We start from the raw sequence: 25,985 nt of genomic DNA on the forward strand, positions 1-25,985 counted from the left end.
CTAAACCTTCCACTACTAATTTATGAATATAAGATCTATCTCGTCACGGACAATGGACATCATAGAACCCCTTATTATAAAAATAAATAACAAAGAGGCCACCATATCTAACCGGTAGCCTCTTCTAATCATCTTTTATCTTGGTCCATTCTATCTAATGCTACATATGAATCGATCTAGATTCAGATTCGGTACTCTTTTCATGCTTATTGGGGAACGGCCACCAATTGGCCCGACCGAATATTTTCACCATGACAGGCACAAAGAACGGAAGAATAAGTAGCGAGTATAACCCAAGTCCTACCAGGACAACCGTTGCAATCTGAAGCATCGATAGTACGCCTGATGGATACATAGCAGCGAATGTGCCACTTAATATAACAGCAGCAGACAAAATAACAGTTCCCATATTCCGCATCGCGTGCAGTATAGCTTCTTGGACATTCCAACTTTTGTTCTCATTAAACCGATCCATAAGGAAGATGCTGTAATCAACCCCAAGCGCCATCAACATAACAAATCCAAAGAACGGTGTTACCCAGCTAATGCCAGAGTAGTCAAGCATATTAACGAAGATTGCCTCTGTCACACCCAAGGCCGTGAAATACGTAAGGACTAACGAACCAATGAGATATATCGGCATTATAATAGATCTCAACATAATAACGAGAATAATGAATATTCCTCCAAGCATCAAGATGACCGTTCGCGTGTAATCTGCATTAGATATTTGTTGCAAATCCGCAAAGGTACTTGTCACACCGCTAATCGCGATCTCGGCATTTTCTAGCTTAGTCCCTACGACTGCTCTATCTACTGCAGTGCGAATATCTTCTATACTACCGATCGCTTCCGTACCATAAGGATTCTCTGCAAATATAACATCAATAGTCATAACCTTACGCTGAGGAGATAGATAGGTATCAAATACTTGTGTGAAATCCGCATTCTTCAATACCTCTTCCGGAATATACCAACCACTTAGCTCTTGATCCGGAGCATCTTCAATCTGAGTAAGATATTGTTGTGCTGTCGTAATACCACCCGAGATTTGAGATAGTCCTTTAGCACTTTGATCTAGCCCATCGGTTAATTCGCTAATCTGTCCCGTTAACTGACCAAAGCCATCTTGTAATTGATTCTGTCCACTCTGTAGCTCTGATAGTCCCTTCTCTATTTGAGGTACTTGATCTACGATTTGCCCTTGACCATCCGCAGCTTGATTTAATCCCGATTGCAGCTTACCAATACCGGTAATAAATTGATCAAATCCTTTAGAGAGAGCTTTCTGCCCTGCAGACACGCCAGCATAACCTTGATTAGCTTGCTTCAATCCTGCCGTCGCTTGTTCAAGCTGACTGCTAATTTTAATTAATCCCGCTGACAGAGCCATAACACCCTTACCGCTCTCCGTTACGGTTCCTTTAATCGTAAGGTAATCTTTGTCCTGTAGCAGCTCTGGATGACTGGCCTCCAAGCTAGTAAATGATGCTTCCAGTTGGTTCAATCTATGGGCTACACCATTCATTTGCTGTTGAAGTTGTTTCAGACCTCCATCTAGCGCACCTAATCCTTCACCTATAGTGCCGTAACTAGCTAGTAGCTGTTCGTTTGCTTTTGCCAACTGCACTGCACTTTTCTTAGCCCGTTCTAGGCCCTTCTTCAGTTCCCCAGCTCCCATAGAGCCATCTTTAATACCCTGTTGAATTTTACTTAGCCCTGTACCAAGCTCACTAATACCATCCTTAAGTTTACCTGTACCCTCAGACAATTTGCCTGTACTTGCAACGGCCTCTTTCAATTTAGGCTCATTATCACTCAACTGCCGACTTGCATCAGCAAGACCTGTCTGTATCTGATCTATCCCTTTACCACCTTCACTTAAACCATCAGACAATGTACCCAGCTGCTTAGGGATTTGGAAATCTTCAATAACATCACCCATAGGACGTGTTAAACTACGTACCCCTGCAACACCATTAACCTTCTGCACTTCACGGCTAATTTTCTCAGCAAGAGCCATATATTCCGTAGTATCCATCTTGTCATCATTCTTGATCACAATTTGACCAGGGAGAGATTCTCCTGGCCCAAAGCTGTCTGAGATAATATTAAAAGCTTCAACGGATTCATACTTATCTCCGATTTCTTCAAGACTGTTGAATGACAGCTTACCGTCATACGTTACTAAGAATGGTGTCACGATAATAGCGATAATGAGTAGTGCGGCCCATGGACGCTTAAGAGAGAATGTACCCGCAGCCCCCCATAATTGATTCTCTTTATGCTCAATCGATTTCTTCATAGGCCAGAATAACTTACGACCTAAGACTGCCATAAAAAAAGGAACAATCGTTACCAAAGCGACCATCATGACAGCAATCCCAACAGCTACAGCCACAGCCGATTGATACAATGTAAATTTCGCAAAACCAATGGCCAGAAACCCAACCAGAACGGCAAGACCGGAGAAGAATACCGTCTTCCCAGCTGTCCGATAAGTCTCTACTATAGCTGTCCCTATATCATCTTGGCGACCTAACTCTTCTTTAAACCGACTGATCAACAAAATACAATAATCCGTCCCAATTCCAAACATCACAGCCACCATAAAGATTTGAGTGAATGTAGAGATTGGGAAACCGAACCAATTCACCAAAAAGGCAACAATGGATTGGGACGTAATATAACTAATACCAACCGTTAAAAGAGGCACAAACGGTGCGACAAAAGAACGGAAGACGGCAAAAAGTATGATGAGTATGAACACAACCGTAATATACTCCGATTTCTTTAATCCCTCTTGTGAACTAATGATAGTATCCTCATTGATCTGATCTTTACCTGTCAAATAGTGAGGCACGCTAATAGATTCTAAAGCTGTATGTAACCCGACCTCTATTTCCTTCATAGATTTAGTACTTAGATCTACCGAAATTGAAGTCATGATGGTATTACCGTTCTTGGCAATTAACTTGCTAGCAATCTCAGGTTGTTCAAAAGGATTGACTATAGACTCTATGCTTAGATTTTCCTTATTCTTCTCAAGCTCACCGAACGCCTGCTCAATTTCTTTTTTGGCTGAATCATCAAGACCCTTCACATCATGAAATACAAGAGCTATTTGAGTTCCCTGACTACCCCCGCTTTCCTTAGCCACTTCATCCATAATACGAGTCGCTTCTGTAGAAGAATACCCATTCGGAACATCGATTTGTCCATTCTCACGGATCAAATCACTTACGGGCGGCGCCGTGAGAACTAACACTACAGTTGCAATTAGCCATAATACAATAATTCCCCATCTAGCTTTAAGTATGATTTTCATATTTTCTCATCTCCCCCTGTGTCCTGTACCAAACGGGCCAGCTTTTCATACAATGTAATAAAAGTCTCAATCTCTTGCTGTGTGAAATGGACAAGATAGTCCCCCACCATTTTTTGTACTTGTTCTTCCGCCTCTGTATAAATCTTATGCCCGTGCTCACTTAAAGATAAATAAACTTGACGACGATCGGATTCATCTCTTGTACGCTCAATCATGTCGTGCTCAACAAGACGGTTCGTCATGGCTGTAATGGAGCTTTTGCCTACATAGAATTGTTCTGCTAACACAGTAGATGTACAATTCTTATCTTCTAAATAAATTAACCGTAAAAGCTGATATTGATCTATTGTTAAATCCTGACCAATGACTTCGCTAATTTCTCCATGGAAGCGTTTAGTCATAATCATCGTTGCTGTCATGTATCGTTCGATCCAATGTCTTGGTTGTTGATGTTCCACTTTGCTGTTCACGCCTCTCTAATCTGTATCGTTCATAAATCAAATAGTTCTATTGTCAAATAGTTCTACAATGAAACTATTTGATAATAGAACTATATTCTAAGTCAGTAGGTGTGTCAATCATAAGTACAGCGATGACAACAACAAAATCACTCACTCATATTCCCGAAGCGGCGAATGCTTTTTCATCAAGGCACACCTACCAAGCCACATGATAGTTACTTATAAAGTTTGTGGGTCGTTTTATTTTGATAAACAAAGAGGAATCAACACATTGGGAGGTCCTAAACCAGACTTCAACTTCTATTTTTCTCTAATTAAAAGCCAAATCAGCTCATCAAGTCCGACTCCATCCTTCCATCGGACTGCTAGCCGAAGCGTATCTTTTCTTCGGAATTCTTCCAGCTTCGAATCCCAGTCTTCCTGCTTCAATTGCAAGCTTCATCGCCAAAGCCATTTTCACCGGATCTCGAGCTCCGGAAACAGCTGTATTTAGTAATACACCATCGGCTCCAAGCTCCATTGCGAACGCTGCGTCAGCTGGACTCCCAATCCCAGCATCGACAATAACAGGTACTGTTGCCTGCTCTATAATAAAACTTAAATTTAGTGGATTAATAATGCCCTGGCCCGATCCAATCGGGGATGCGCCTGGCATAATGGCATGAACACCTAAATCCTGTAGTCTCTTCGCTAACAACACATCATCAGATGTATAAGGAAGTACTATGAACCCTTCAGCAAGTAGCATTTCAGATGCTTTTAACGTCTCAAAAGGGTCTGGTAGTAATGTCTTAAAATCGCCAATCACTTCAACCTTGATCATGTCACAAAGTCCAGAGGCCTTAGCTAGTCTAGCAATACGAACCGCTTCCTCAGCGGTCTTCGCCCCAGCTGTATTCGGAAGCAACGTATATTGGCTAATATCCAACATTTCCAGAAAATTAGGCTGAGTCGCCTCAAAAATGTTCATTCTTCTGACCGCAAACGTCAATATCTGTGACTCTGATACATTTACCGCTTCCTTCTGAATCTCAAAGCTTGGGAATTTTCCCGTTCCGAGCAATAAGCGTGAGTTGAATTCATATGTTCCGATCTTTAACATGTTAGCCGCCCCCTACAAAATGTACGATCTCAACCCGGTCTCCATCCGACAGTAACGTCTCTGAGTGTGAAGATTTCTCCAGAATTTGCTGATTACACTCCACAATAACCACTTTATTGTCCAAGCCAAAATGGGTAAGTAAATCTGTGATCGTCGTAACTTGCGTGTCAGGTACTTCCACCTGTTCTCCATTAATTTGTAGCTTCATGATGAAGCACCTGCCTTTTCTTGTAAAATGTTCTGATGCCGATGAATTCGATAAGGCTCTAACGAAAGGTGCTTCTCTGACTTTCCCTCTGCCCAATCTGCAACCAGTTTGCCGGTCATTGGACTTAGCAAGATGCCATTACGATAATGACCCGCAGCTACATATAATCCCTTACAAGTCTCATGTTCCCCCAGATAAGGAAAGCCATCAAGAGTCTGTGGACGTAACCCACTCCAAGCTTTCTCCCATTCCGAATCTACAATGCTTGGCACAAGCCTCTTGGCTGCTTCTAAAAGCGTCGATATTCCGCCTAAGGTGACCTTTCGATCATAACTGTGGCGTTTGCTAGTTGCTCCGACAACGAGCCTTCCACCCCTTTTCGGAACTAAATAGCATCCATGACTAAAGATCGTTGCAGAAAGTAACGGCTTATGTGTCAGAACAGAGAAGCATTCACCCTTAACCGGATAGATCGGACAACTCAAGCCAACTTGATCTAGTAGCGGTCCACTCCACGTTCCGGAAGCTATAATGACGCGATCAGAACGAAGTACATCTTCACTTGTGACCACTCCGCCCACTCGCCCTCGCTCTAGAAGAAGAGACTTCACCTCTGTAAACTCCTTGATGTCTGCACCTATAGTTACTGCCGCTTTGGCATAGGCAAGCGATAGTTCAGGAGCATCTACTTGCCCATCTCCTTCCACTAACATGGCACCCTGCAGTTCCCTAGAAATCTCTGGCTCTCTCTGAATGACTTGATCCATAGATAGCCACTCTGCTTGCTCTCCCACACTTTGTTGAAAAGCAATGGTCCGTTGAAGTGCTTCTACATCTGCGGCTGTTATCCCCACACGAAGTAATCCTTGTCGCTTAAAGCCTATATCTATGCCGGTTAACGCTTGTAATTCACTCGCTAGCTGAGGAAATAATGCACGACTGGACCTTGCTAAATCGAAGAATGGACCTGCTTCGTCAATCTCTGCCTGTGCTGCAAGCATCCCTGCTGCCGCAAGCGAGGCTTGTTGCCCTAATCGGTCTCGATCTATAAGAACGACTTTCATTCCTCTGGCAGACATGTAATAAGCAATAGAACTGCCTATCACTCCTCCACCCACAATGATGGCATCGCAGAACTTCGACTTCGTCAACTACATTCACCTCCTGCTAAATCTAGCTCTCTTCGATAATCTTTTACCGCCTGTATAGGATCAGACGCTGACGTAATTCCCGATAGGATAGCAATTCCTGCTGCTCCCATTCCTATGACCTGTTGCACATGTTCTGGCTTAATGCCACCAATAGCAATAATAGGAAGATGAACATGCTCCACAACTTCCTTCAACATGAGGATTCCTCTAGGCTCTTGATCAGGCTTCGAATTCGTTCTGAAGATATGTCCGTAAAGAAGAAAATCAGCGCCACGTTTGCTCATGTCATCGGCCTCTTGTACAGAATGAATTGAACACCCTATACGCAATCCAGGAAAAGAATGCTTTATCTCCTGAACTTGTAAGCTATGATAAGCTAACTGAACCCCACCTGTCTGAGCCGCCCAAGCCACGTCTATACGATCATTAATGATCACTTTATGCATCGGTACCCCACCTGCCTTCAAAGCCATAACCCATCGCCACAATTCCGCCGCAGTGCTAGATTTCTCCCGTAAATGAAAAGCTGTTACATAAGAATGGGTTCGCTCTGCTATCCATACAAAGTGTTCCAATTCATGCTGACCGTTTGAAATGACATGTAACTCTCGAACTGACATTTCATGACCTCCTACACACTCGTAATTCAATTCATCCTACAGAAGAATTCCATGACCAAATTAATGAAGAAAGAGAACAAAAAAAGCCCCCTTCTGCTTAGAGAAGGAAGCTTTATATCAATAGCCAAGTGAATGTCCACCTATGTACGCATATGTACGTAAACAAACAATAGTTCAACCAAAGTTCAAGCTCACTTCCCTACGCTGGTATAATCCAGATCAGGTTCAAAGGGTTTGGAATCACATTTCCGTCTCAGCTAAATAGCACCCCTAGTGATCTAACGTATTCAATTGGATACATCCTACCATGAATAAATGAAAAAGAAAATCTATTTTATTTTACAAACCTAAGCTATTTAGATTTTAATATTTTCGCAATATCCTTTTGTAAATCTGTCATCTTCTTGATGATCTTTGTCTGCTCGCTTAAAATATCCCGATATTTCTTCGATGTTACAGCTAAGTTTTTCTTCTTTTTTTCTAGCTGATCAAATTCCTTCTGTAGCTTTTCCAACTTCTTTTGGACCTTTTTAAGAGATTCTAGCTGATTTGTCAAACTATTTACTGATACTTCTACAACATTATTATTGTTACTACTCTTGGCGTTAACTGGGTTTGCATAGGATGTTTGTGTACTTAACGTTAATACCACGACAAAGGTAACTAATAGAATCATTGCTTTCTTCATCTGAATCCTCCTTCTGTTATATATGGTGAATTATAGCATTGTGTAGAGATATTTAAAATACATTTGGGAGCAACTCCCCCTTAGAATAGCTCCCCTATAAATAATAATGAATCTAGTCATTCTGCTGCTCTAATATACGACGTGCAGATAGTAAGAACGGTATTCCAAACGCTGCAGTTAACGCAATCACCGTGAAAATAATAATCGAGTAGTCTACACCAAGCGCATCCAACAGGAACCCTCCAAGTAAGGGCGCCATAACATTACCCAAATTATTAAAACCTATCATTCCAAAATAAGTTCCTCGTAATTCCGGCTTGGCAATACGATCTATAAGGATGTCTGTCATTGTAAACATGAGAACTTCTCCAATCGTAAAAAGAACCACACTGAGCATGAATCCAATAAACGATTGAAAAATACCGAATAGTAACAAGCTACAAGATACCAAAGCGCTTCCGACAATAAGAGGCGTAATTGGAGACCACTTACTCGCAATACGAACAACGGGGAACTGGAAAGCCAGCACAATGATCGCATTCAGGGAGAGCATATAACTAAACCATTTAGCTCCATCTTCGATGCTCGGGCTCATCTCCATGTATTGGGGTAATGTTGAACTGAAGTGCCCATAGCCAAGTACGCAAAAAATCATACCCATGAGAACATACACAAATACTCGATCTCTACCTGTTACTCGCAGTGCACCCGTAAGCGTTAACCGTTCACCCACTTGGGTCGAAGCCAAGCCCATTCCCTTGTAGCGAAGAAACTGAATGATCAACGTCACGCCATAGCAAAAATAAACTAATCCGGCTATTACAAACGCCCAGCTAGATTCAGATGCCCCCATTTGAAGTCCCAAAATCGGTCCAAATACGACTCCGAGATTGATTGCAGCATATCGTAAGTTAAATACGAGTAGTTTACTCTCCTGGGGTGTAATATCAGCCAGAAGTGCACGCGAGGTAGGTTCAAACATTGCACGGCATAATCCGTTGAGTGCATTCATGACAAAGAAAATCCAGATTTTATCCGCTACTGCAAATCCGATAAAAACCAGTGCCCAACCAAATATCGAAATCAATAAAATCTTCTTACGACCTATGACATCAGATATATATCCACCATAAAAGCTAGCGAATACACCAATCAGAGAGCTCACCGCTACAACAATACCTGTCTGTGAAGGTGAGGCTCCCATTGATTTAATCAAATAAATAGAGAGAAATGGAATACTCATAGACGTGGCCATTCTTCCAAAAATCGTTCCTATAATAATTGTCCATGATAAAGGATGTATTTGTTTCAATTGTGCATTCATTATTCCTCTTCTTCTACCGCAGCATCGTACACACAACGAAACCGCTCTATTCCAGGATGAATTTCACCCAAACTGTACACCACGAATCCAATATTGCGATAAAAATCAACCGCTTCTTCATCTGTCTCTGCAATAATTTGTGCTGGGTTTTGAGCTTCTAGTAGTTCGAGCATCATTCCTCGTCCGTATCCCTTCATCCGATTCTCAGGCAATACGGCAATATGATGAATGGTTATCATTCTTTCATCGTCCATCTCATACCCAATTAGACCTACGAGCAGCTCCTCATCTTCGAAGCCATATAAACGTAAAGATTCACTACCTTCATACCGATCTATAGCAGCGTTCAAAGACTTATCATCTGGAAAAACCGCATACGATAGTAGCTCTGTTACTTCCAATTTGTGAATATACGATTTAACGTTAATTAGCATGTCTTAACCCTCCAACAAATTTGTCTTCATACAATAGTCATTCCGTAACTGTAATGGGTTTGGAGGGAAAATTCAAGTATTTAGAATGATCGATATATCAAAGATAGGTCTATAATCGACTATTAACGACAAGCCAGAGATAAATCCCGGCCTGTCGTTTGTATGTTGTATTACACCCACTGAATCACTTGTTCAGCGGTTTGCCGCGTTTTCCCGCGTGGCTCATTCAGGCGATATCCAAAGGCTACCATGCAGGAAATTCCGAAATGCTCAGCATCCATGATTCCTTCTTCGGCCAGGATATGCTCAATCTTCTCCTTATTGAAACCCTCCATCGGGCATGAGTCGATGCCGATTTGGGCTGCAGCAGTCATCATATTACCAAGCGCAAGATAGGTCTGCCGGCAGCCCCATTCGAACATCGCCCGTTCATTCTCTTGCAGTCCGAACTCTAATTTCAGAAAATTATCATATACGTTTCCTTTTCCCACTACAACCTCAGCAGGCAACTTCTGCACATTCTTCAACATACCCTGAATATAGTCAGAATCGGCAACCATATCTTTAGGCAGCCTTGACAGAATAAGCACAAAATGACTAGAAGTCGTAAGCTGTTTTTGGGCTCCCCAAGCGTAAGGGTGTAGCTTCTCGCGGATCTCCTGGCTCTGCACAACGACAAACCGCCATGGTTCAAAACCAAAGGAACTTGGTGACAATCGTCCGGTTTCCAGAATAAATCGGAAATCGGAATCGCTAATTTTTTTGCTGCTATCAAATTCTTTAGTTGCGTGTCTAAATTGGTAAGCAGACAAGATTTCATTCTTGGTTGTTGTCAAATTTTCCATCATTTATACTCCCTTTCTTGGCACACATTAAGTTTGACTGTTTGCCAATTACAAGTTTAATATTAGAGTATATATCGCATGTTTAGAAGTACGCACATTAATGTTATATAGTATACAAAATGATACTATGAGGAGTGAAATAAATATGCGCAATCGAAAAGGTGGCTTCGGGGATTGTCCTGGAGGCGATAAGCAGGCTTGCCCTGTAGAATTTACGCTGGACGTCATCGGAGGCAAATGGAAGGGAATTCTCTTATATCATCTAATGGAGGGCACGAAGCGGTTTAACGAATTTCGCCGAATAAGCCCGGGAATTACTCAACGTATGCTAACGTTGCAGCTCCGGGAATTGGAAGAGGACGGTGTGGTCCATCGCGAGGTCTATCATCAGGTACCTCCGAAAGTCGAATACTCACTAACGGAATTTGGGAAAACGCTAATTCCAATTATTAAGCTTATGAAAGAATGGGGCGAGGAATACAAAATAAAACAGCTTCCCGTAGAAAGCTGTCTAGAAGTAACAGATAAAAAATTGTAGCTTAGAGCTGAACCGTTATTTTTCTCCATTAAAGAACGCTTCTGATTTATTTCTATGCTCATCCGTCACCTGACCCGAGATCGCTCTAATTCCTGCCGCAATCAGGGCTGCATCATCTGTAAAACCTAATCCGATAATCACATCTGGAATAACATCTATGGGTGAAACGAAATAGGCCAATGCGCCAAAGGCTATCCCCTTCGCCCAAAGAGGTGTTTTAGCATCAACGGCACAATAGTACATGGCAATAGCATCTTTGGTAAACGGAATTTTTCCAGCAGATTTCTTCATCTTTGTCCAGAAGCTATTTTTTACAAGCTCCTCATTTTCTTTGCTATATTTAAATTTATTCACTGTGAGTTCCACAGTGTTCTTATCATCGACTTTCTTCATTAGGGGGCCTTTATTGTTGAGCCTTGCACATAGTCGTCTGCGTCTTTCCATTGTACACGTATCGATTTGGAAGTGAACAGGTCTGCACCGTCGGAGACTTGGAAATGAAGATGAGCTTCGCTAGAATTGCCTGAATTCCCGCATTTTCCGAGGTCATCCCCGACACTCACTTCGTCACCGACTTTGACACTAACCGAACCTTTTTGTAAATGGGCGTAGTAGCTAAACTCCCCGTTGCCATGATCGATAATGACATGATTTCCGGCTGGATGCTCTTCATTCGCTGTCCCAACAGGTACGTTATCTTCAATGTCATTGACGACTTGAACGACTTTACCTGTAGCGGCAGCGACGATCGGCTGACCGAAAGCATAATAGCTTTCATTTTTTGTGGCATCGCCTTTATAACTGAGGCCTTTATTCTTCATAACAATGTCATACGCATAACGCTGGGTCTCATGGTCATAATGATAATTGACTAGTGCATTTGTTCCACCCCAATAGGTAAACCAATCTCCGTGAAATGGAAGTTCGAACGTCGTTTTAGTACGCTGAGCATCTGTCTCAGGGAATTTTTGAATTTTTTTGAACAGCATACTATGAATAATATTTTTACTATCGAAAATGACTTCGATGCCTTTTTCTCCCTTACTATCTAGCCATATATACCTCTTTATATCATTTGCATGCAACTGTGACAGCAGTGTATAAGAGGCAATACCTTTATGGAAGGGGAGGCCTACTTTCTTTAGATCCTTTAATGAGATTTGTTTTTTGAATGGAGGGCTCAATTGTTTATATATGCGATCATACTTTCCTTGTAGCAATAGCTTAGGCAATTGCTCTGGCGTAAAGGCTGTCATTTTATTTTGTGATGATTTCTCATTTTTCGCGGAAGGGCTGGTACTTGTTTGGGAGCCTGAAGTTTTAGAGGCTTCTGCGTAAGCTGTAACTGAGCTGGCGGTTAATGCAAAAATTAGACTTAGCAGCATGATATTTCGTTTCATTTTACGATGTTTTATCAATTTCTTCTCTCCTTTTTGGGCTCAACACCAAAATAAATGCTTGATAAATGACCGCTACGATCAGCATAGGTTTCTATTTTCTTCAAGCACTGATTATGAATTAGAGCCCCTTTTTGTTTCTTATTAATGATTGTAACCGATGAGGTTTATCTCGTTCGAAACAGAATCTTAACAGTAACTTAATTTTATGAGCTATCCATTCATGTTCGTTAAAGATTTCATTAGATTGTGTGATTTACTTATGTATTGTTTTGGGGCAGGTTAACGTGGAAATAAGAAAGTAAAAGTTAATCGAGGACGAATAGTTATTGGCAATGCACTACACCTCACTTTGTTATGACTATATCCACATTATTGATACGTTCTTAATGAGTACAAGTTCCATTAATTTGAAACTATTTCGAGAAAAATTGAACATTGAAATCTTATGATAATACTTTCTTCGAAGATAAGATTACCAATTCATGATGTAATTGTAAATCAAGAGAAAAAAGGGTCTGAGGCTTGATCTCAGATCCTTCTTTGATTCTGTCATTGGAGTCTCCTTCTTGTTTGTAATATGTTACCTTCAAATGGTTTCCCTAACGTTTCATACTGTATACCTCTAGTAAATCAGTAACTAATATCCCATCAATACTCATGCCGTCTAAGTTACAATTCTTTATAGACAGATTCTGTAGATTCGAATCAGTTATAGTACTATTAATCATTTCACATCTTTCAAGGACAAGCGGTAGCTTATCATTTCCAGTGTTTAAGTTAACATCATGTATATAAGCGCCTGCTAACGAAACATGGCAAATTTCAACGTTACTCATATTGGAATCGCCAAGAATTGAATTGCTCAAATTTGTGTTTGTTATGTATGTTCTAGATAGGTTAATATTTTGAAGTTTAATACCACTCATATTCGCATCAGAAAAACAGGACTTCTCTAAATTAATATTATAAAAATCAGCTTCCTGAAGATTACAATCACGAAAATTATGTTTACTAAAGTCTTTATTTCTAGTTAATCTATTTACATCGCAGTTCGGATCATCAATCTCTTTGCAGTAATATCTTTCATAATCATTTTCTGCTACTACCTTATATCCATTTTTCTCATAAAAATGATGATTTCTAGTACTTTTTTGAATCGTATCCAAAGTCCAAATCTTTACCTTCGGATATTTCTCTTCAATGAGCTGAAGGACTTTAGAGCCAATCTGCTTACCTTGATGCTTAGGATCAATATATAAGCGATCTATTCTTCCATGCTCTCTTCCTGTTGTAGATATAAGAATGACTCCAATAGATATTTCATTCATTAATATCTTGTAGTAATTTTCCTCTCTTGCATGGTATTCATGCATTGATACCGAATCAAATCCAGGAATATAGGGTCTTTCGCCGTTAGAATACCACCTGGACGTCTCATCTGCCTCTATTAAAATCATCATATCTCTAATTTGCTCGGCATCATCTTGGGTTGCCACTTCTAATTTAATTTGATTCTTCATATCTCTACACCTCATTTTCAATATTTTTTGGTTAGCTTCACTCAACTATATATCCAAATCAATATCTATGTCATTACGTCATATTCAATTAGCCAACAATCCATTAATTTTCCTTCATGCCATTCGTGTTTCTCAAGCAATCTCTTCTTTACAAATCCATTTTTCTCATAGACTTTCAATGCCCTTGTATTCCAAGCCTGAGGGTCCATTACAATTTTCTTTGCACCTTTTTGTTCTATTAAGTATTTCACCATTTCTTTAATTAAAAGAGTCCCGATTCCTTGATTCCAGAATTCAGGCTCTCCTATAAATTGATCCATACCATATATTTCACCTTTGAAGTCTTCATATTGATATTCCTGTATTTCTTCATCTTCTATTAAATAAAACTGAATATACCCAATTGCTTTTGATTCATATTGAATTATACATTGGGTTACACTGTCGTCGCTATCCTTATAAAAATGCTCTTGAACTAGTTCCATATCATGTGAACGATCACGACCTTCATAGTACTCTAATACAACAGGGTCACTCAGCCATTTCATCAATAGAACAGCGTCTGCAGGTGTTAGAAGCCTAATACTCATCTCTTGTACTTGAAACAATGTCATTGATGAAAACTCCTCACTATATTGGTTATTGTTTAACTCTTGTTGATCCTAAAAAAGATATTCATCCATTCTTAATATAACGATGAACCCCTATTTTAGCAAAAATCACACTGTCTATATAAGGTTTTGCTACTTTCAGATTTCCTCGTGTAGATAATTTACGCAGATATTCAAAATCTGGATAAAGCACGATATCCGAAATATATGCCGATGTTACACTCCCTGGGATTCTCTTGCGATTCAGAGATGCAATCATTTCTTCCGACGTTCTTATTCCTATACCATGGCCGAAGTATAAGTTGTCGCCTAATAAGATCGTATTCTCTCCTTGCCATTCAGGCGTTTTTGGGTCATGGTCTGGATTGCTGAAATAGACAACATCTCCCGGGTAAGCCTCATTCTTATTATGTGTCATCTTTAGCCGCAAGTCACTGTCATATTTCCAATCCCTTAAGTACAAATTTCTGAAATATGCATTAAATGTTTGCTGATGAATAGAGTCGAGTGTACCCTTGTACAAAATAATCACCATTGCGGTTGCACATTCAAAGGCATAGAGATGTCCATTTTCGAAAATATCATTGATCCCATCCGAAGGTAAGACTTCGCTCTTCAGTCTGAAGCCACCATTTTCTGTGAGTGTCCATAATTGGTTATTACATCGGGAATTTTTGAAGGTAGCAAAGCTCGCTTTACTAGCATCTAACGCTATGGCCGCCTCCACGATGTTCGTTCTCATTTTCAATTCGAATTCCAAAGCCTCAAGCGAATCATAATGATAGACCACTGGGCTTTTTTTCTTTTGATTCACAATATACTTGTCTAGATCCGATAGCGGTAACGTATTTAATTGCTCTATATCATAACCCGAGATTAAGATCATCGTAATTCCTCCATGTACGTTCTAAGTATAGGTTATTGTACGTGGGTAATTCGATGTTTGTGCTTACATTTATTGCACAGGATTTCTAGAACACTTCTGTTTTGAGGCTTCCCAACATAACATGGGATAAAAATCATCTAATGAGGATGTGTTTCATGAACGATGCTGGGCCTCTTTCCCGACACCTTAAAAAACCTAACTTTCTCGTGTTCCTCGTGGATGAGGAACGATATCCCCCCGTTTATGAAAATACGGAAATAAAAGAATGGCGCCGACAAAACCTGAGTACACAGGAACTTTTGAAGACTCATGGGCTGGAATTCCACAGGCATTATATTGGTAGCGCTGCATGCTCCCCTAGTCGGGCTACCTTATTGACCGGTCATTATCCGTCTCTTCATGGCGTCAGCCAGACAACCGGAATCGCAAAAGAGCCCTTCGACTCCGATATGTTTTGGTTGGATCGAGACACCGTTCCTACGATGGGCGATTACTTTCGCGCGGCCGGATACCAGACCTACTATAAAGGGAAATGGCATATATCCTATGAAGATATTGTCATCCCTGGTACGCATATAGGCCTCTCTAGCTATAATCCATTGACAGGTGTACCTGATAAAAAACGAGAAGAATTATATAGGCGCACCAACCGCCTAGACAATTTCGGATTTTCCGGTTGGATCGGCCCGGAGCCTCACGGCAAAGATCCTCGAAATTCCGGTTCTTCCGCTTCTTTCGGAGTAAGTGGCAGAGACGAAGTTTATGCTTCAGAAGTCGTCGAGCTCATTGAATCCCTTGATCGCCAGAAAATTCATAACCAAAATGCCAAGCCTTGGTTTACCATAGCCTCATTTGTGAACCCGCACGATATTGTTTTATATGGTGCTCTTACTGCGCATCTGCCAACGTTTCGGTTTGAGGTGGAACCTATGCCAGAGGTGTTCCCTCCTCCAACCATAAACGAACCTCTATTTACGAAACCGCGCTGTCAAGCAAGCTATCGGGATATCTACCCAAGAGCTTTACAGCCCATTATCGATCAGCCCTTTTACCGTAAGCTTTACTACCAGTTACAAAAAAATACCGATCAGCAAATGTTTAAGGTGTTTGAGGCTCTTACCCGCTCCTCTTTCTATGATAATACGATTGTTATTTTTACATCTGATCATGGGGATCTGCTAGGCGCTCATGGTAACGGTAACCTTCATCAAAAATTTTACTGTGCCTACGAAGAGGCTCTGCACGTCCCTTTCGTCATTCATCATAAACATCTTTTTCCGCAGCATAATCATTCACATACACTTACAAGCCACGTGGATCTCCTACCTACCTTGCTTGGACTAGCGAATGTTGACATAGCAGAGATTCAGAACCGTTTGAAAAGCAATTTTAGCGAAGTACATCCCTTTGTGGGACGCAACCTCACTCCTCTAGTTCTAGGACAGAATCAATCTGTGATAGTAGATGAGCCCATTTATTTCATGACCGACGACGATATTACTCGAGGTCAACACCAAGTAAACCCACTAGGAAAAGCGTATCCTTCTGTTATTCAACCTAACCATGTCGAGACCATAATTACGACCCTACATAGGAATAACAGCATAGAATTGTGGAAGTTCTCCCGCTATTTCGATAACATTCAATTTTGGAGCCATCCAGGGACGAAAGATGAAACCTTTGAGCCAATGAATGGTATGACTTGTGGACGTGACCCTTTTAGGATCGCGCGGATCAAAACACAACCTATTCATGATGAATATGAGCTATATAACTTAACAGATGATCCATTAGAAACACGCAACCTTGCATATCATACTTTTGCAACACAGCATACCCAAAACATTCAACAAAGGATGATGCATTTACTGGAGGAACAGCGGATACAAAAGCGAATGTACCCAGCTCAATCAAACACGTAAACAAAAGAAATAAAGTCCTTAATTGGACTGCCTAAGTCGATGTATTCACTTGTTAACCTCTGCTAACATTTTATCCAACAAAAAGATATACAGGGACGACGGGCAACCAGCAGATTAGCACAAATATCCTTGCTTAATTTAAACCACGCTAGATCTCATTTCTTCATCCAACCGTTGAAATGCTATCTTCACCTTATCCTTAGGTAGTTCAGCATAGTGATCTCCAATACCTACTTCACAATAGCAGGTTGTTTCGCTAGTTTTTCTTAGTGATTGCGTTAATCCTACATCTGTTGACTCATAAATACGGATTAATATAGACTCCAGTTGCTCTATAGGCATATCAAAATGAACATGAAACATATTCGATACCGGCTCTACTGGCATAGTCGCGACACCATGGCACTGGTTATATAACTCTGCTAGTTCTTTGGCTTCTTCATAATACTGTCCCATCTTATGAACGCGCTGTTTGAAATAATAATCGGAACTTAAGATATAGGGATATAAACTGATTAGATCTCCACCGTGCCGTCTTTTCCATACCTTTGATTCATTCGTAAAAGCCTTGTCACCTGCGAGAATGGCCCCTGCAATCCCGCCAATTCCCTTATAAAAGGATACATACACACTATCAAAGAGTGCACAGACTTCAGCAGCTGACTTTTGATAATAAGGTAAAATTTCAAAAAGTCTAGCTCCATCCAGATGAAGCTTGATCTCTTGTTCACGGCAATAGGTGGAAATAGCTTCAAGCTCTGCGTAATCCGGTAATTGTCCACCGATCTCTCGCTGAGGTAATTCCAGCAATAAACAAGCAATGCCTTCAGGCATGTGCTGAACGTCTTCCAACCCAATTAATCTGCCATTGTCCGCGAGCAAGACGGGTTCTATGTGATGCAATTCTTTTAGGCCATCTTCTTCATGAATCTCCAAATGACATAAGGGATGATAGGCGACTCGTCTCACTCCCTTTTGATCACACCATATTCTTAAAGCAATCTGCTGAGCCATCGTTCCACTAGGAAAAAACACTGCCGTTTCTTTCCCTAAATATTCTGCCATCTGTTCCTGAAAATCTTCAATTACTTTACCTTTGCCATAGACATCACTTTCCAGACTCCCATCGATATCTTTCAAGGCTTCCATTAATACTTGAACGTTTCGTTTGCCGTGACCTCCCACTGGATAAGCTGCTTGGTTAAATGCTGTTGATAAAGACTTCGTATTGTTCATCATGATACAACTCCTTTTCGTTTTGATCCTCGTTATTCAATATGATAAGTATATCTTTTCATACATGAGCTGTCTCTAAATCAATATGAACGATATCATTTGAGTATAATCCCCTCACATTATCGTATATGACAACAAGCCGACCGCATGCGGTCAGCTTGTTGTCGATGGAGGTGGTACCGCATTTTATTGGGCGATTTATTTGATTGTTTCAATTAATGCATATATTAATTTCACCGGGGTCTCTCCTTAGAGTTGGTTGATCCAAACTGGAATTGTGATAAGCCCCAGTGATATTACAACTAAACTTCTTGTTAAGACTATACTCAATTTTTTATTATTCTCGGATTTATACCAGCCCAAACTGAAAGTAATTTCGGTATAGTACTAAAAAAAGAGTCCAATTTCCCACTGCCATTGTCCAATAATAAATGGGTTGATCATAGATCATTTGATATATTTATCTTTCTATCCCACCTAAAATAAAGGTCATTAATTTAATCATAATGTCTTAGCATCCCTTCATTTTATTACGTGAATTTCTACGTACGTTCAGCTTCTTGGTACCTCTTTCTACAGATCTCCTAACCCTTTGAATACATTATTTTCAATTTCAAAATCCCTTTCATCACCTTTTATCAGATAAATCTGTGCATTTTTAATGGATGCTACTATTAATGAATTACCAAAATTCATTGTATTATATTTGTTATGAAGTTCACCTTCACTCTGTTCTTTACTAGCTTCCTCGTTAAACACATATATTGAAAAAATATGATTCGGAGCAATATTAAATGTGACTTGTTCGCTCGCAACCTCAGATTTAATGATAAGATCTCTCTTTTCTAAATCGAACCCAGATTCTTCAAGATGATTAGTAATTTCTGATAATGTAAGATATTTATCTTCATAAGTTTCATTATTACAACCACTTATCAAGACAACTAAAATCACAAAACAAAACAATAATTCATTCATATTATACCTCTTCCTTTTTGTAATCTTCGGACTACTTCTTCTTCCACAGACTTGCCCATAGAAATGGATTTCCAAAATAATCCTTGTTCATCCTTCTCAATCATGTGTCTAATTTCAACTAGTTCAAAGTCAACGGATAAAATACCCGCCAGCTTCTCCGCGCTATATGCTAGGCCGCCAAGCAATCTACGTTCATTATAAACATCGTAATCAATGTGGTAAAAGATGATGTAATAAGCAATTCGACGTAGGACTAGCTAAACCTGTCAATAAGGACGTATAATAGTAATAAGTCCGGTAAATACAGCGCTTTCAATCGGCTTATATTTTCAAATTGTCGCACTCGGAGGAATTGATATTATGAGATTGGAAAAGGATTTTCTTGGTACTAAAGAAGTTCCATCAGAAGCTTATTATGGTATCCAAACCATGCGAGCAGCGGAGAATTTTCCGATTACCGGACAGCGCATTCACCCCGAGCTGATCCGTGCCATGGCCATGGTCAAGAAAGGCGCTGCCATTGCAAATATGGAAATCAAACGGCTACTCTCTGACAAGGGAAATGCCATTGTTCAAGCAGCCGATGAAATTATTGGAGGCAGATGGTTCGATCAATTCATTGTCGATCCCATTCAAGGCGGAGCAGGCACGTCGATTAATATGAATACCAACGAGGTCATTGCCAATCGTGCCCTTGAACTAACAAACAAAGAAAAAGGCAGTTACGCAGATATCAATCCGAACAATCATGTAAACATGGCTCAGTCTACGAATGATGCCTTCCCCACAGCAGTACATTTAGCAGTACTGACAATGATTGAGAAGTTGCTTGAGACCATGAAAGATTTGCATAAAGCATTCAGCGATAAATCCGAGGAGTTTGACGGTGTTATCAAAATGGGTCGTACCCACTTGCAAGATGCAGTACCTATTCGCCTCGGACAAGAGTTCCAAGCTTACGCTCGCGTGTTAGGAAGAGATATTAACCGGCTAGGAGCCACGAGGACCAATCTGCTTAATATTAATATGGGAGCAACAGCGGTCGGTACTGGGCTAAATGCAAATGTACGCTATATTCAACGGGTCGCAGAAATACTTGCAGAACTGAGTGGCTTTCCTCTAGAGCCTGCTGATCATCTTGTAGATGCAACGCAGAACACGGACGCCTATACAGAAGTTTCAGCCGCGTTGAAAATTTGCATGATGAACATGTCAAAAGTGGCTAATGACATCCGTCTGATGGCATCCGGTCCAAGAGACGGATTAGGCGAGTTAACGCTTCCCTCTCGCCAACCAGGCTCATCCATTATGCCGGGTAAAGTAAACCCCGTCATGTGCGAAGTCATCAATCAGATTGCTTTCCAGGTCATCGGTAACGACCATACCATTTGTCTCGCGTCAGAAGCCGGTCAACTTGAACTGAACGTCATGGAACCAGTACTGGTCTACAACTTACTACAGTCGCTAGAAATTATGAATCAAGGCTTCCGGGTCTTTAGAGAGTATTGTATTGAAGGAATTCAGGCGAACATAGATCGGTGTCGTGAACATGTTGAGAACAGTGTAGGCATCATAACAGCACTGAATCCTCACTTGGGCTATGAAGCGGTATCCCGGATCGCGCGTGAAGCCATCATGACCGGTAAATCCGTGCGTAGTCTGTGTCTGCTGTACAATGTGCTGACAGAAGAGGAACTGAATATCATACTCGATCCGTATCAGATGACGAACCCGGGTATAGCAGGCGAAGTATTACTTCAAAGGGAGTAATATATACTCCTTGCATCGGCAAGTTCGACAGCATCAATATCTATTTTTTTAGAAATTATGTTCAATCGATTAAGGGGTAGAACCAAGATATTAGGTTCTACCCCTTTTTTACGTTGTCATTCAAAATCAGACTAAACCTGCACGAATAGCCTCACTTTAAATTGCGAACACTTATCAGAAGTCTGGGACTATTCTACACAAGATCACAAACCCATACTGAGCCTTATCATATCCTTGCACTGAATTCCATCCTCAAATATTTCTTCTTCATAATTTCTTATGAAAAAATCATGATCTATTCCTGTTATTCTAAATCCACATTTTTGGTATAGTCTTAATTGTTGAATACTTGAATTACCTGTTCCAATCTCTATTGATGTTGCTTTGAACTGTTTTGCTACTTCAATAGCCTTTATTATGAGTTTTCTTCCAATTCCTTGTCCTTGGTATGTTTCCTTAACGGCTATGTTTACTATTTCTACGGTTTGTGGATGAGTATGAATTAATACAAACTCCCCTATAATATCACTTTTATGTTTAGCCAAGTAACATATGCCTTTATCTATATAACTATCTATTAACATTTTTGATGGATCTGCAAGTAAGAGCAAATCATATGGAATAACCCCGTTAGTATCTAGTGGTTTAATATCGATCTCCAAATTAAGCACCCTCTTCTCTCTCATGATTATTCAGCACTTATTCAATAGACTTCATTTCCATTGGCAGTTCTTTATCATTAATCCATGCTTCTACTATTTTATTGAATAAATCAGGGCTTGCTAAAGAAACTCCGTGTCCAACCTTGGGAAGGATGTAACCTCGGCAATTATTGTTGCTTTTAGTAATAAAGATAGCTGATTTCTTCATCATTGTTTTCTCTTTATCTCCAACTAACACTAGTATCTTTGCATGACTATGTACAAATTGATCTGATAATTGATAAGACATATTCTCTTCTAAAATCTTAATTAGAGCATCCACACTCATTTGTTTAGTATCACTAAAATACAAATCAAAGTACTCTTCACGAACATATAATACTTTGGCTTGAAGTTTTGCAAAAGATTTGTTCTTGGTTAATGGCATCATGACCCGGGTTATAGGATTAATGATAGATTTGAAATAGTTCATAGGAATAACAAGTCCACTCACAATAATCGCCCGATCAATCATTTCTTCCTTCATACTTAATATTTCTAAGGCTATTTGAGCACCCAGAGAAAACCCTATCATCGTAATCTCCTGACCATTTCTTCTTTCTTGTATGATACCGATGATATCTTTTGCTGCTTTATTTATAGATAGAAATTCCTCACCTCCACTTTTACCGTGACTAGGTAGATCAGGAATCAATACATAGTATTTATCTTTAAAAAAGTCCACTTGCTTGTCCCACATCCAACCACTTACTCCCCCGCCATGTAAAAATATCATGATTGGAGAATTCCTATTTCCGAATTCTTTAACATATAGTCCCATACTGACCTCCGATAAAATGTTATGGTTTAGGTTGTAATCATGTTCTCTTATCAATCATTTACAAACGTTCTTTCTCTTTATATCTACTTTCTCATCTACTCCAGCTTTCTCAAGTTTGGCTAAGAGAGCATCAGCCCCATTATTTTTCAATTTAAAATTCATTTCTTCCGTATAGAGTGGCATCAAATTAATGTAACTAATGTGTAATAGTTCCTTTTCTTCGTTGGTTTCACAATAAGAATATCTATATGGACAAGATCAGATATTATTTCATGAAAAACACCATCAATTTCACCTATGTACTTTTCAACATGCTTCGAGATCCCGAAGGAGAAAGTTCTTGGCTCATATTGCCTCCTATATATCATTATTTCTCTTAACACTACCATATTATCATATTCTGGTAACTGTTTAGCCTGTACAGAATCCTAATATTCTAGAAATCATAAATACCAGCCATTCATATCTGTAATTCTCTCTGTAATCCTTTCTCGAATATTGAATATGGTATAGTTATATCTAACTAAAAGAATTAGGATGGGACAATCATATGGCTTTTGGAATCAAAAGAGAAGAATTAAGCGCGTGGAAGGAAGCTGTAAACAGAGGTGAGATAGCGTTTCTAACGCACTATTGGCTAGATCCACGCTTCCCCGATATCACCACAGTCACTAAAGTGGGCTGTTCAGACCTTGAAAGGTTATCTAAGTGGTGTATCGATCATGGATTACCACCCCAATATATTCATAATCGATCCTCATTTCCCCATTTTGATCTTATAGGTCCAAGACAGAAGGATATCCTTATCGAAGAAAACTTGTTGCAACACGTAGAGCATTTTAAGATGAGCTAATAGGCCAAGCCTCGTAAAATACCATACGTACATAATAATAAAGGCCATCCATAACCTGATGAAGGTATGAACGGCCTTTATTATTTCTAATCTAAATAGATGCTTGCCTAATGGCTGGATCACCCTCTGTACAATGTTAGACCGTTTTTAATTCTCACCTAAGAGTCTTAAGAGTTTTCTTCTCCGATTAATCGATTACGACCCGAAGCAACACCGAAAATGAGCAACAAGGATGTGATAACAAGCAACACGATAAGCGGTACATTCCACCCATTGGTCACATCGTGCAGATAGCCGAACAGTATCGGTCCTAACGCGGCCAGCAGATAACCTATCGATTGAGCCATACCGGACAACTCCGCCGCGTCATGTGCGTTAGAAGTTCGAAGTCCAAATAACATCATTGCAAGACTGAACGCACACCCTCCGCCGACTCCGATTAGAATCGCCCATAGAAGAACCAACGTATGATTTCCGGATAGTAGACCCCCAATACCACTGAAGAAAAAAAGAGCCGTCAAGATCATAAGGCCAATTTGATTTTTCATGCGTCCAGCTAAAATCGGCACGATAAAAGTAACCGGAAGGATAGCGAGTTGCATCAGAGAAAGTACCCATCCAGCGGAATCCGAACTCATCCCTTGAGATTTCAGAATATCAGGGAGCCAAGAAACGACAACATAAAAAATCATCGATTGCAGACCCATAAAGAGGGTCACTTGCCAAGCAAGAGGAGACTTCCACAAATTCGTTCGCTTTTCGTCCGACGTCGTTGTCTTCACTTTTTGTTGCCGCCGCCCTAGTTGGGGTATCCAAACGAGAAGGGCTATAAAAGCTAACATACCCCAAATTCCCAAAGCTCCCTTCCAGCCTAATCCTGTTAGATTGGCCACCGGTACACTGATTCCGGATGCAATAGCACCACTAAAATTCATTGAAACCGAATAAACGCCGATCATTATTCCAATTTTTAAAGGATACTTTTCTTTGATCAAGCTTGGCATCAATACATTGCACATGGATATCGCAAGACCCAAAATGACCGTCCCGATCAGCAATGAACCGATATTCCATGACGAACGCAAGACAATGCCGACAACCAGCAGGGATAGCGCTCCAAATAGAACAGGGGACATTCCAAAACGGCGAGCCAACTTCGGCGCAAGCGGTGATAGCAAAGCAAACGCTATTAACGGAAGCGTGGTAATCAAGCCCGCTAACGTATTCGATATACCCAAATCATCCCGAATGATCCCAATCAAAGGGCCTACTGAAGTTAAAGGGGCACGTAAATTCATCGCGATCAAAATAATTCCCAGAAGAAGTAGCCATCCTGTAGACGTTGGACGCGTTTTTGAGTTGATTCTAGGTTGTTTGGACTGCAACTATATTTCCTCCATCTCTATTGCTCGTTTTAATTCATTTATAAACAGATATACACTTTGGGCTGCCGCTTCACTATCTTGCGCGTATATTGCATCTACCAGTTGATCATGCTTTTTTTGCGGAAGGTTTGCATGAAATTGCTTCTTTATAAGAGCAGTAATAGAATCCTGAATGGCTTCAGTAATATGCGCATACAAGTCAATCAACATTCGATTTCCGGCCGATTCTACAATGGTCTGATGGAGCTTAATATCAGCGTCGACATACCGTTCTAAATCTCGTACTTCGCTAAACGAATTACATTCCTGTTGATAAAACCGAATTTTCTCTAAGTCCCCCTCAGTCCGCCTTTCAGCGGATAGCTTCGCAGCTTCTCGCTCTAGAGCATTCCGAACTTCCAGCGTTTCCAATAAGCTCGATTTTTGGACACGTCGTTGAATAGCCGTACCAAGTGCACTACTAGAAGATACATAAGTACCATCTCCCTGCTTTGTCGTCAGCACTCCGGCATGACACAACGCTTTTATACCTTCACGCAATGTATTGCGGCTGACATTCAATTCATGGACTAGATCCGGTTCAGGCGGGATTTTTTTTCCTATCGGCCATGTTCCAGATTCAATCAAGGATTCAATTTGAATAATGACTTGATCAACAAGGGTCAGACGTGTGGTTTTTTGTAGCATTTTTCAAACCTCCAAACATAGGATGACTGTACCAAATGAATTCTAACATATTTTAATCAATTTTAAAATCATAAGAAAAGATAAAATAGCTAAAGATGCATTTGCTCATGGCAAAGGCATCAAGTTTAAGGATGTTATAAATGAATTACTTCATTGAGTTATCATTACTACCTCCGAAAGAATGTATATATCACCGTACGGTTTCTGGTCTAAGCCAAGAAACGTCATACCCCAACTCACTAATAATATCAAGTCCATCTTGGAATTCTATTAAGTTTTCTCCAGTCCATCCATTCCTTAAGCCATATAAAATGAAATTTTTAATTATTTTTGTGTAATAACGGACTTCCAGTATTAGGATCATCCCATGTGCAAAAAAAGAATGTTAACGTTAACTTTTTCAATCCTTTTATAGATACTTTCAAGGTAATATTACTCGATTTTTCATTATATTTTTGATTTAGCACATATATATATTCTTTTTCACCTACAATAATTTTTCTTGTCTTTTTCTTCATAACTAAGCACCTTTTAGATTAGTTTTGATTTTTGCAGT

Annotated in this window: 27 protein-coding genes and 1 riboswitch; of the genes, 4 read left to right on the forward strand and 23 right to left on the reverse strand. The window is 40.2% G+C overall.

The features are described 5' to 3' along the window. Positions 1-160: 160 nt before the first annotated feature. From UB51_RS13320 to UB51_RS13365, 10 genes are all read right to left on the reverse strand, one after another. Positions 161-3,328 carry an MMPL family transporter gene (locus UB51_RS13320; RefSeq protein WP_044877711.1) on the reverse strand — a complete coding sequence of 1,056 codons (3,168 nt, stop codon included), beginning with the start codon at positions 3,326-3,328 and terminating at the stop codon, positions 161-163. Then, on the reverse strand, positions 3,325-3,786 hold the full coding sequence (locus tag UB51_RS13325; protein ID WP_234405436.1) for a MarR family winged helix-turn-helix transcriptional regulator: 462 nt from the start codon (positions 3,784-3,786) through the stop codon (positions 3,325-3,327). Before UB51_RS13325 ends, UB51_RS13320 begins: the two co-directional genes overlap by 4 nt. 337 nt (positions 3,787-4,123) lie before the next feature. Further along, positions 4,124-4,891, reverse strand: coding sequence for a thiazole synthase (locus tag UB51_RS13330; protein ID WP_044877712.1), 768 nt, complete (start codon positions 4,889-4,891; stop codon positions 4,124-4,126). A gap of 1 nt (position 4,892) precedes the next feature. Then, entirely contained in the window at positions 4,893-5,099 is a 207-nt protein-coding gene (gene thiS, locus UB51_RS13335; RefSeq protein ID WP_044877713.1) for a sulfur carrier protein ThiS, read from the reverse strand. Next, positions 5,096-6,250: a glycine oxidase ThiO gene (thiO, locus tag UB51_RS13340; RefSeq protein WP_044877714.1), complete on the reverse strand. Its 1,155-nt coding sequence runs from the start codon at positions 6,248-6,250 to the stop codon at positions 5,096-5,098. The genes thiS and thiO overlap by 4 nt, the downstream gene beginning before the upstream one ends. After that, complete coding sequence (locus UB51_RS13345) at positions 6,247-6,870, reverse strand: thiamine phosphate synthase (protein ID WP_044877715.1); 624 nt, start codon at positions 6,868-6,870, stop codon at positions 6,247-6,249. Before UB51_RS13345 ends, thiO begins: the two co-directional genes overlap by 4 nt. Before the next feature lie 179 nt (positions 6,871-7,049). Continuing rightward, positions 7,050-7,152, reverse strand: a riboswitch (TPP riboswitch). A 70-nt stretch (positions 7,153-7,222) separates the two neighbouring features. Beyond that, positions 7,223-7,558 (reverse strand): hypothetical protein, encoded by a 336-nt coding sequence (locus UB51_RS13350; RefSeq protein WP_044877716.1) that lies wholly within the window; start codon positions 7,556-7,558, stop codon positions 7,223-7,225. 112 nt (positions 7,559-7,670) lie between these two features. Beyond that, on the reverse strand, positions 7,671-8,882 hold the full coding sequence (locus UB51_RS13355) for an MDR family MFS transporter (protein ID WP_044877717.1): 1,212 nt from the start codon (positions 8,880-8,882) through the stop codon (positions 7,671-7,673). Then, entirely contained in the window at positions 8,882-9,316 is a 435-nt protein-coding gene (locus tag UB51_RS13360; RefSeq protein WP_044877718.1) for a GNAT family N-acetyltransferase, read from the reverse strand. The genes UB51_RS13355 and UB51_RS13360 overlap by 1 nt, the downstream gene beginning before the upstream one ends. 170 nt (positions 9,317-9,486) lie before the next feature. Beyond that, positions 9,487-10,161, reverse strand: coding sequence for an NAD(P)H-dependent oxidoreductase (locus tag UB51_RS13365; RefSeq protein ID WP_044877719.1), 675 nt, complete (start codon positions 10,159-10,161; stop codon positions 9,487-9,489). 145 nt (positions 10,162-10,306) lie between these two features. On the opposite strand from UB51_RS13365, the gene UB51_RS13370 reads away from it, so the two are divergent. Further along, entirely contained in the window at positions 10,307-10,699 is a 393-nt protein-coding gene (locus UB51_RS13370) for a winged helix-turn-helix transcriptional regulator (protein ID WP_044877720.1), read from the forward strand. Positions 10,700-10,714: 15 nt separating this feature from the next. Here UB51_RS13370 and UB51_RS13375 read toward each other — a convergent pair whose 3' ends face one another. The 5 genes from UB51_RS13375 to UB51_RS13395 form a co-directional block, all read right to left on the reverse strand. After that, positions 10,715-11,092, reverse strand: a complete 378-nt coding sequence (locus UB51_RS13375) for a YkvA family protein (RefSeq protein WP_052675921.1) — start codon at positions 11,090-11,092, stop codon at positions 10,715-10,717. Beyond that, positions 11,092-12,117 carry a M23 family metallopeptidase gene (locus UB51_RS13380; protein WP_234405437.1) on the reverse strand — a complete coding sequence of 342 codons (1,026 nt, stop codon included), beginning with the start codon at positions 12,115-12,117 and terminating at the stop codon, positions 11,092-11,094. The genes UB51_RS13375 and UB51_RS13380 overlap by 1 nt, the downstream gene beginning before the upstream one ends. Positions 12,118-12,698: 581 nt before the next feature. Beyond that, the gene (locus UB51_RS13385) at positions 12,699-13,619 is read right to left on the reverse strand and encodes a GNAT family N-acetyltransferase (protein ID WP_044877721.1); all 921 of its coding nucleotides are present in this window, start codon (positions 13,617-13,619) and stop codon (positions 12,699-12,701) included. Positions 13,620-13,684: 65 nt separating this feature from the next. Beyond that, complete coding sequence (locus UB51_RS13390) at positions 13,685-14,233, reverse strand: GNAT family N-acetyltransferase (RefSeq protein WP_044877722.1); 549 nt, start codon at positions 14,231-14,233, stop codon at positions 13,685-13,687. 61 nt (positions 14,234-14,294) lie between these two features. Then, a complete protein-coding gene (locus tag UB51_RS13395) occupies positions 14,295-15,116 on the reverse strand; it encodes a protein-glutamine gamma-glutamyltransferase (protein ID WP_044877723.1) in 822 nt (273 codons plus the stop codon). A gap of 155 nt (positions 15,117-15,271) precedes the next feature. Between UB51_RS13395 and UB51_RS13400 the strand changes: the two genes are divergently transcribed. Continuing rightward, a complete protein-coding gene (locus UB51_RS13400; protein ID WP_044877724.1) occupies positions 15,272-17,038 on the forward strand; it encodes a sulfatase family protein in 1,767 nt (588 codons plus the stop codon). Between the two features lie 138 nt (positions 17,039-17,176). Here UB51_RS13400 and UB51_RS13405 read toward each other — a convergent pair whose 3' ends face one another. Both UB51_RS13405 and UB51_RS13410 read right to left on the reverse strand, forming a co-directional pair. Beyond that, positions 17,177-18,274, reverse strand: a complete 1,098-nt coding sequence (locus UB51_RS13405; protein ID WP_044880138.1) for a threonine aldolase family protein — start codon at positions 18,272-18,274, stop codon at positions 17,177-17,179. Between the two features lie 573 nt (positions 18,275-18,847). Next, a complete protein-coding gene (locus UB51_RS13410; RefSeq protein ID WP_044877725.1) occupies positions 18,848-19,252 on the reverse strand; it encodes a hypothetical protein in 405 nt (134 codons plus the stop codon). Between the two features lie 360 nt (positions 19,253-19,612). Here UB51_RS13410 and aspA point away from each other — a divergent pair, with 360 nt between their 5' ends. Then, a complete protein-coding gene (gene aspA, locus UB51_RS13420) occupies positions 19,613-21,022 on the forward strand; it encodes an aspartate ammonia-lyase (RefSeq protein ID WP_044877727.1) in 1,410 nt (469 codons plus the stop codon). Between the two features lie 203 nt (positions 21,023-21,225). Here the strand turns inward: aspA and UB51_RS13425 are convergent, their stop codons facing one another. The 3 genes from UB51_RS13425 to UB51_RS29760 all read right to left on the reverse strand — a co-directional run bounded on the left by UB51_RS13425 (position 21,226) and on the right by UB51_RS29760 (position 22,687). Then, on the reverse strand, positions 21,226-21,678 hold the full coding sequence (locus UB51_RS13425) for a GNAT family N-acetyltransferase (RefSeq protein WP_044880139.1): 453 nt from the start codon (positions 21,676-21,678) through the stop codon (positions 21,226-21,228). A gap of 43 nt (positions 21,679-21,721) precedes the next feature. Further along, positions 21,722-22,459: an alpha/beta fold hydrolase gene (locus tag UB51_RS13430; protein WP_234405438.1), complete on the reverse strand. Its 738-nt coding sequence runs from the start codon at positions 22,457-22,459 to the stop codon at positions 21,722-21,724. Between the two features lie 99 nt (positions 22,460-22,558). Then, complete coding sequence (locus UB51_RS29760) at positions 22,559-22,687, reverse strand: suppressor of fused domain protein (RefSeq protein WP_445322382.1); 129 nt, start codon at positions 22,685-22,687, stop codon at positions 22,559-22,561. Positions 22,688-23,054: 367 nt separating this feature from the next. Between UB51_RS29760 and UB51_RS13440 the strand changes: the two genes are divergently transcribed. Then, positions 23,055-23,357, forward strand: coding sequence for a hypothetical protein (locus UB51_RS13440; RefSeq protein ID WP_044877730.1), 303 nt, complete (start codon positions 23,055-23,057; stop codon positions 23,355-23,357). Positions 23,358-23,524: 167 nt separating this feature from the next. Here UB51_RS13440 and UB51_RS27865 read toward each other — a convergent pair whose 3' ends face one another. From UB51_RS27865 to UB51_RS13455, 3 genes are all read right to left on the reverse strand, one after another. Beyond that, positions 23,525-24,742 carry a CynX/NimT family MFS transporter gene (locus tag UB51_RS27865; protein ID WP_044877731.1) on the reverse strand — a complete coding sequence of 406 codons (1,218 nt, stop codon included), beginning with the start codon at positions 24,740-24,742 and terminating at the stop codon, positions 23,525-23,527. Then, positions 24,743-25,429 (reverse strand): FadR/GntR family transcriptional regulator, encoded by a 687-nt coding sequence (locus tag UB51_RS27870; protein ID WP_044877732.1) that lies wholly within the window; start codon positions 25,427-25,429, stop codon positions 24,743-24,745. 320 nt (positions 25,430-25,749) lie between these two features. Further along, the gene (locus tag UB51_RS13455) at positions 25,750-25,947 is read right to left on the reverse strand and encodes a hypothetical protein (protein ID WP_044877733.1); all 198 of its coding nucleotides are present in this window, start codon (positions 25,945-25,947) and stop codon (positions 25,750-25,752) included. Positions 25,948-25,985 lie beyond the last annotated feature (38 nt).

This window comes from Paenibacillus sp. IHBB 10380 (assembly GCF_000949425.1).
Taxonomy (GTDB): Bacteria; Bacillota; Bacilli; order Paenibacillales; family Paenibacillaceae; genus Paenibacillus_AQ.

What these genes read in the sequence shown, in the direction of transcription:
- UB51_RS13395 (WP_044877723.1), bottom strand. Translation starts at nt 15,116, where the DNA reads ATGATCTTAATCTCGGGTTATGATATAGAGCAATTAAATACGTTACCG.
- UB51_RS13320 (WP_044877711.1), bottom strand. Translation starts at nt 3,328, where the DNA reads ATGAAAATCATACTTAAAGCTAGATGGGGAATTATTGTATTATGGCTA.
- UB51_RS13455 (WP_044877733.1), bottom strand. Translation starts at nt 25,947, where the DNA reads ATGAAGAAAAAGACAAGAAAAATTATTGTAGGTGAAAAAGAATATATA.
- UB51_RS29760 (WP_445322382.1), bottom strand. Translation starts at nt 22,687, where the DNA reads ATGCCACTCTATACGGAAGAAATGAATTTTAAATTGAAAAATAATGGG.
- UB51_RS13345 (WP_044877715.1), bottom strand. Translation starts at nt 6,870, where the DNA reads ATGTCAGTTCGAGAGTTACATGTCATTTCAAACGGTCAGCATGAATTG.
- UB51_RS13405 (WP_044880138.1), bottom strand. Translation starts at nt 18,274, where the DNA reads ATGAACAATACGAAGTCTTTATCAACAGCATTTAACCAAGCAGCTTAT.
- UB51_RS13330 (WP_044877712.1), bottom strand. Translation starts at nt 4,891, where the DNA reads ATGTTAAAGATCGGAACATATGAATTCAACTCACGCTTATTGCTCGGA.
- UB51_RS13390 (WP_044877722.1), bottom strand. Translation starts at nt 14,233, where the DNA reads ATGACATTGTTTCAAGTACAAGAGATGAGTATTAGGCTTCTAACACCT.
- UB51_RS13410 (WP_044877725.1), bottom strand. Translation starts at nt 19,252, where the DNA reads ATGAATGAATTATTGTTTTGTTTTGTGATTTTAGTTGTCTTGATAAGT.
- thiS (WP_044877713.1), bottom strand. Translation starts at nt 5,099, where the DNA reads ATGAAGCTACAAATTAATGGAGAACAGGTGGAAGTACCTGACACGCAA.
- UB51_RS27870 (WP_044877732.1), bottom strand. Translation starts at nt 25,429, where the DNA reads ATGCTACAAAAAACCACACGTCTGACCCTTGTTGATCAAGTCATTATT.
- UB51_RS13365 (WP_044877719.1), bottom strand. Translation starts at nt 10,161, where the DNA reads ATGGAAAATTTGACAACAACCAAGAATGAAATCTTGTCTGCTTACCAA.
- UB51_RS13400 (WP_044877724.1), top strand. Translation starts at nt 15,272, where the DNA reads ATGAACGATGCTGGGCCTCTTTCCCGACACCTTAAAAAACCTAACTTT.
- UB51_RS13350 (WP_044877716.1), bottom strand. Translation starts at nt 7,558, where the DNA reads ATGAAGAAAGCAATGATTCTATTAGTTACCTTTGTCGTGGTATTAACG.
- UB51_RS13430 (WP_234405438.1), bottom strand. Translation starts at nt 22,459, where the DNA reads ATGATATTTTTACATGGCGGGGGAGTAAGTGGTTGGATGTGGGACAAG.
- UB51_RS13440 (WP_044877730.1), top strand. Translation starts at nt 23,055, where the DNA reads ATGGCTTTTGGAATCAAAAGAGAAGAATTAAGCGCGTGGAAGGAAGCT.
- UB51_RS13375 (WP_052675921.1), bottom strand. Translation starts at nt 11,092, where the DNA reads ATGAAGAAAGTCGATGATAAGAACACTGTGGAACTCACAGTGAATAAA.
- UB51_RS13370 (WP_044877720.1), top strand. Translation starts at nt 10,307, where the DNA reads ATGCGCAATCGAAAAGGTGGCTTCGGGGATTGTCCTGGAGGCGATAAG.
- UB51_RS13385 (WP_044877721.1), bottom strand. Translation starts at nt 13,619, where the DNA reads ATGAAGAATCAAATTAAATTAGAAGTGGCAACCCAAGATGATGCCGAG.
- UB51_RS13360 (WP_044877718.1), bottom strand. Translation starts at nt 9,316, where the DNA reads ATGCTAATTAACGTTAAATCGTATATTCACAAATTGGAAGTAACAGAG.
- UB51_RS13355 (WP_044877717.1), bottom strand. Translation starts at nt 8,882, where the DNA reads ATGAATGCACAATTGAAACAAATACATCCTTTATCATGGACAATTATT.
- aspA (WP_044877727.1), top strand. Translation starts at nt 19,613, where the DNA reads ATGAGATTGGAAAAGGATTTTCTTGGTACTAAAGAAGTTCCATCAGAA.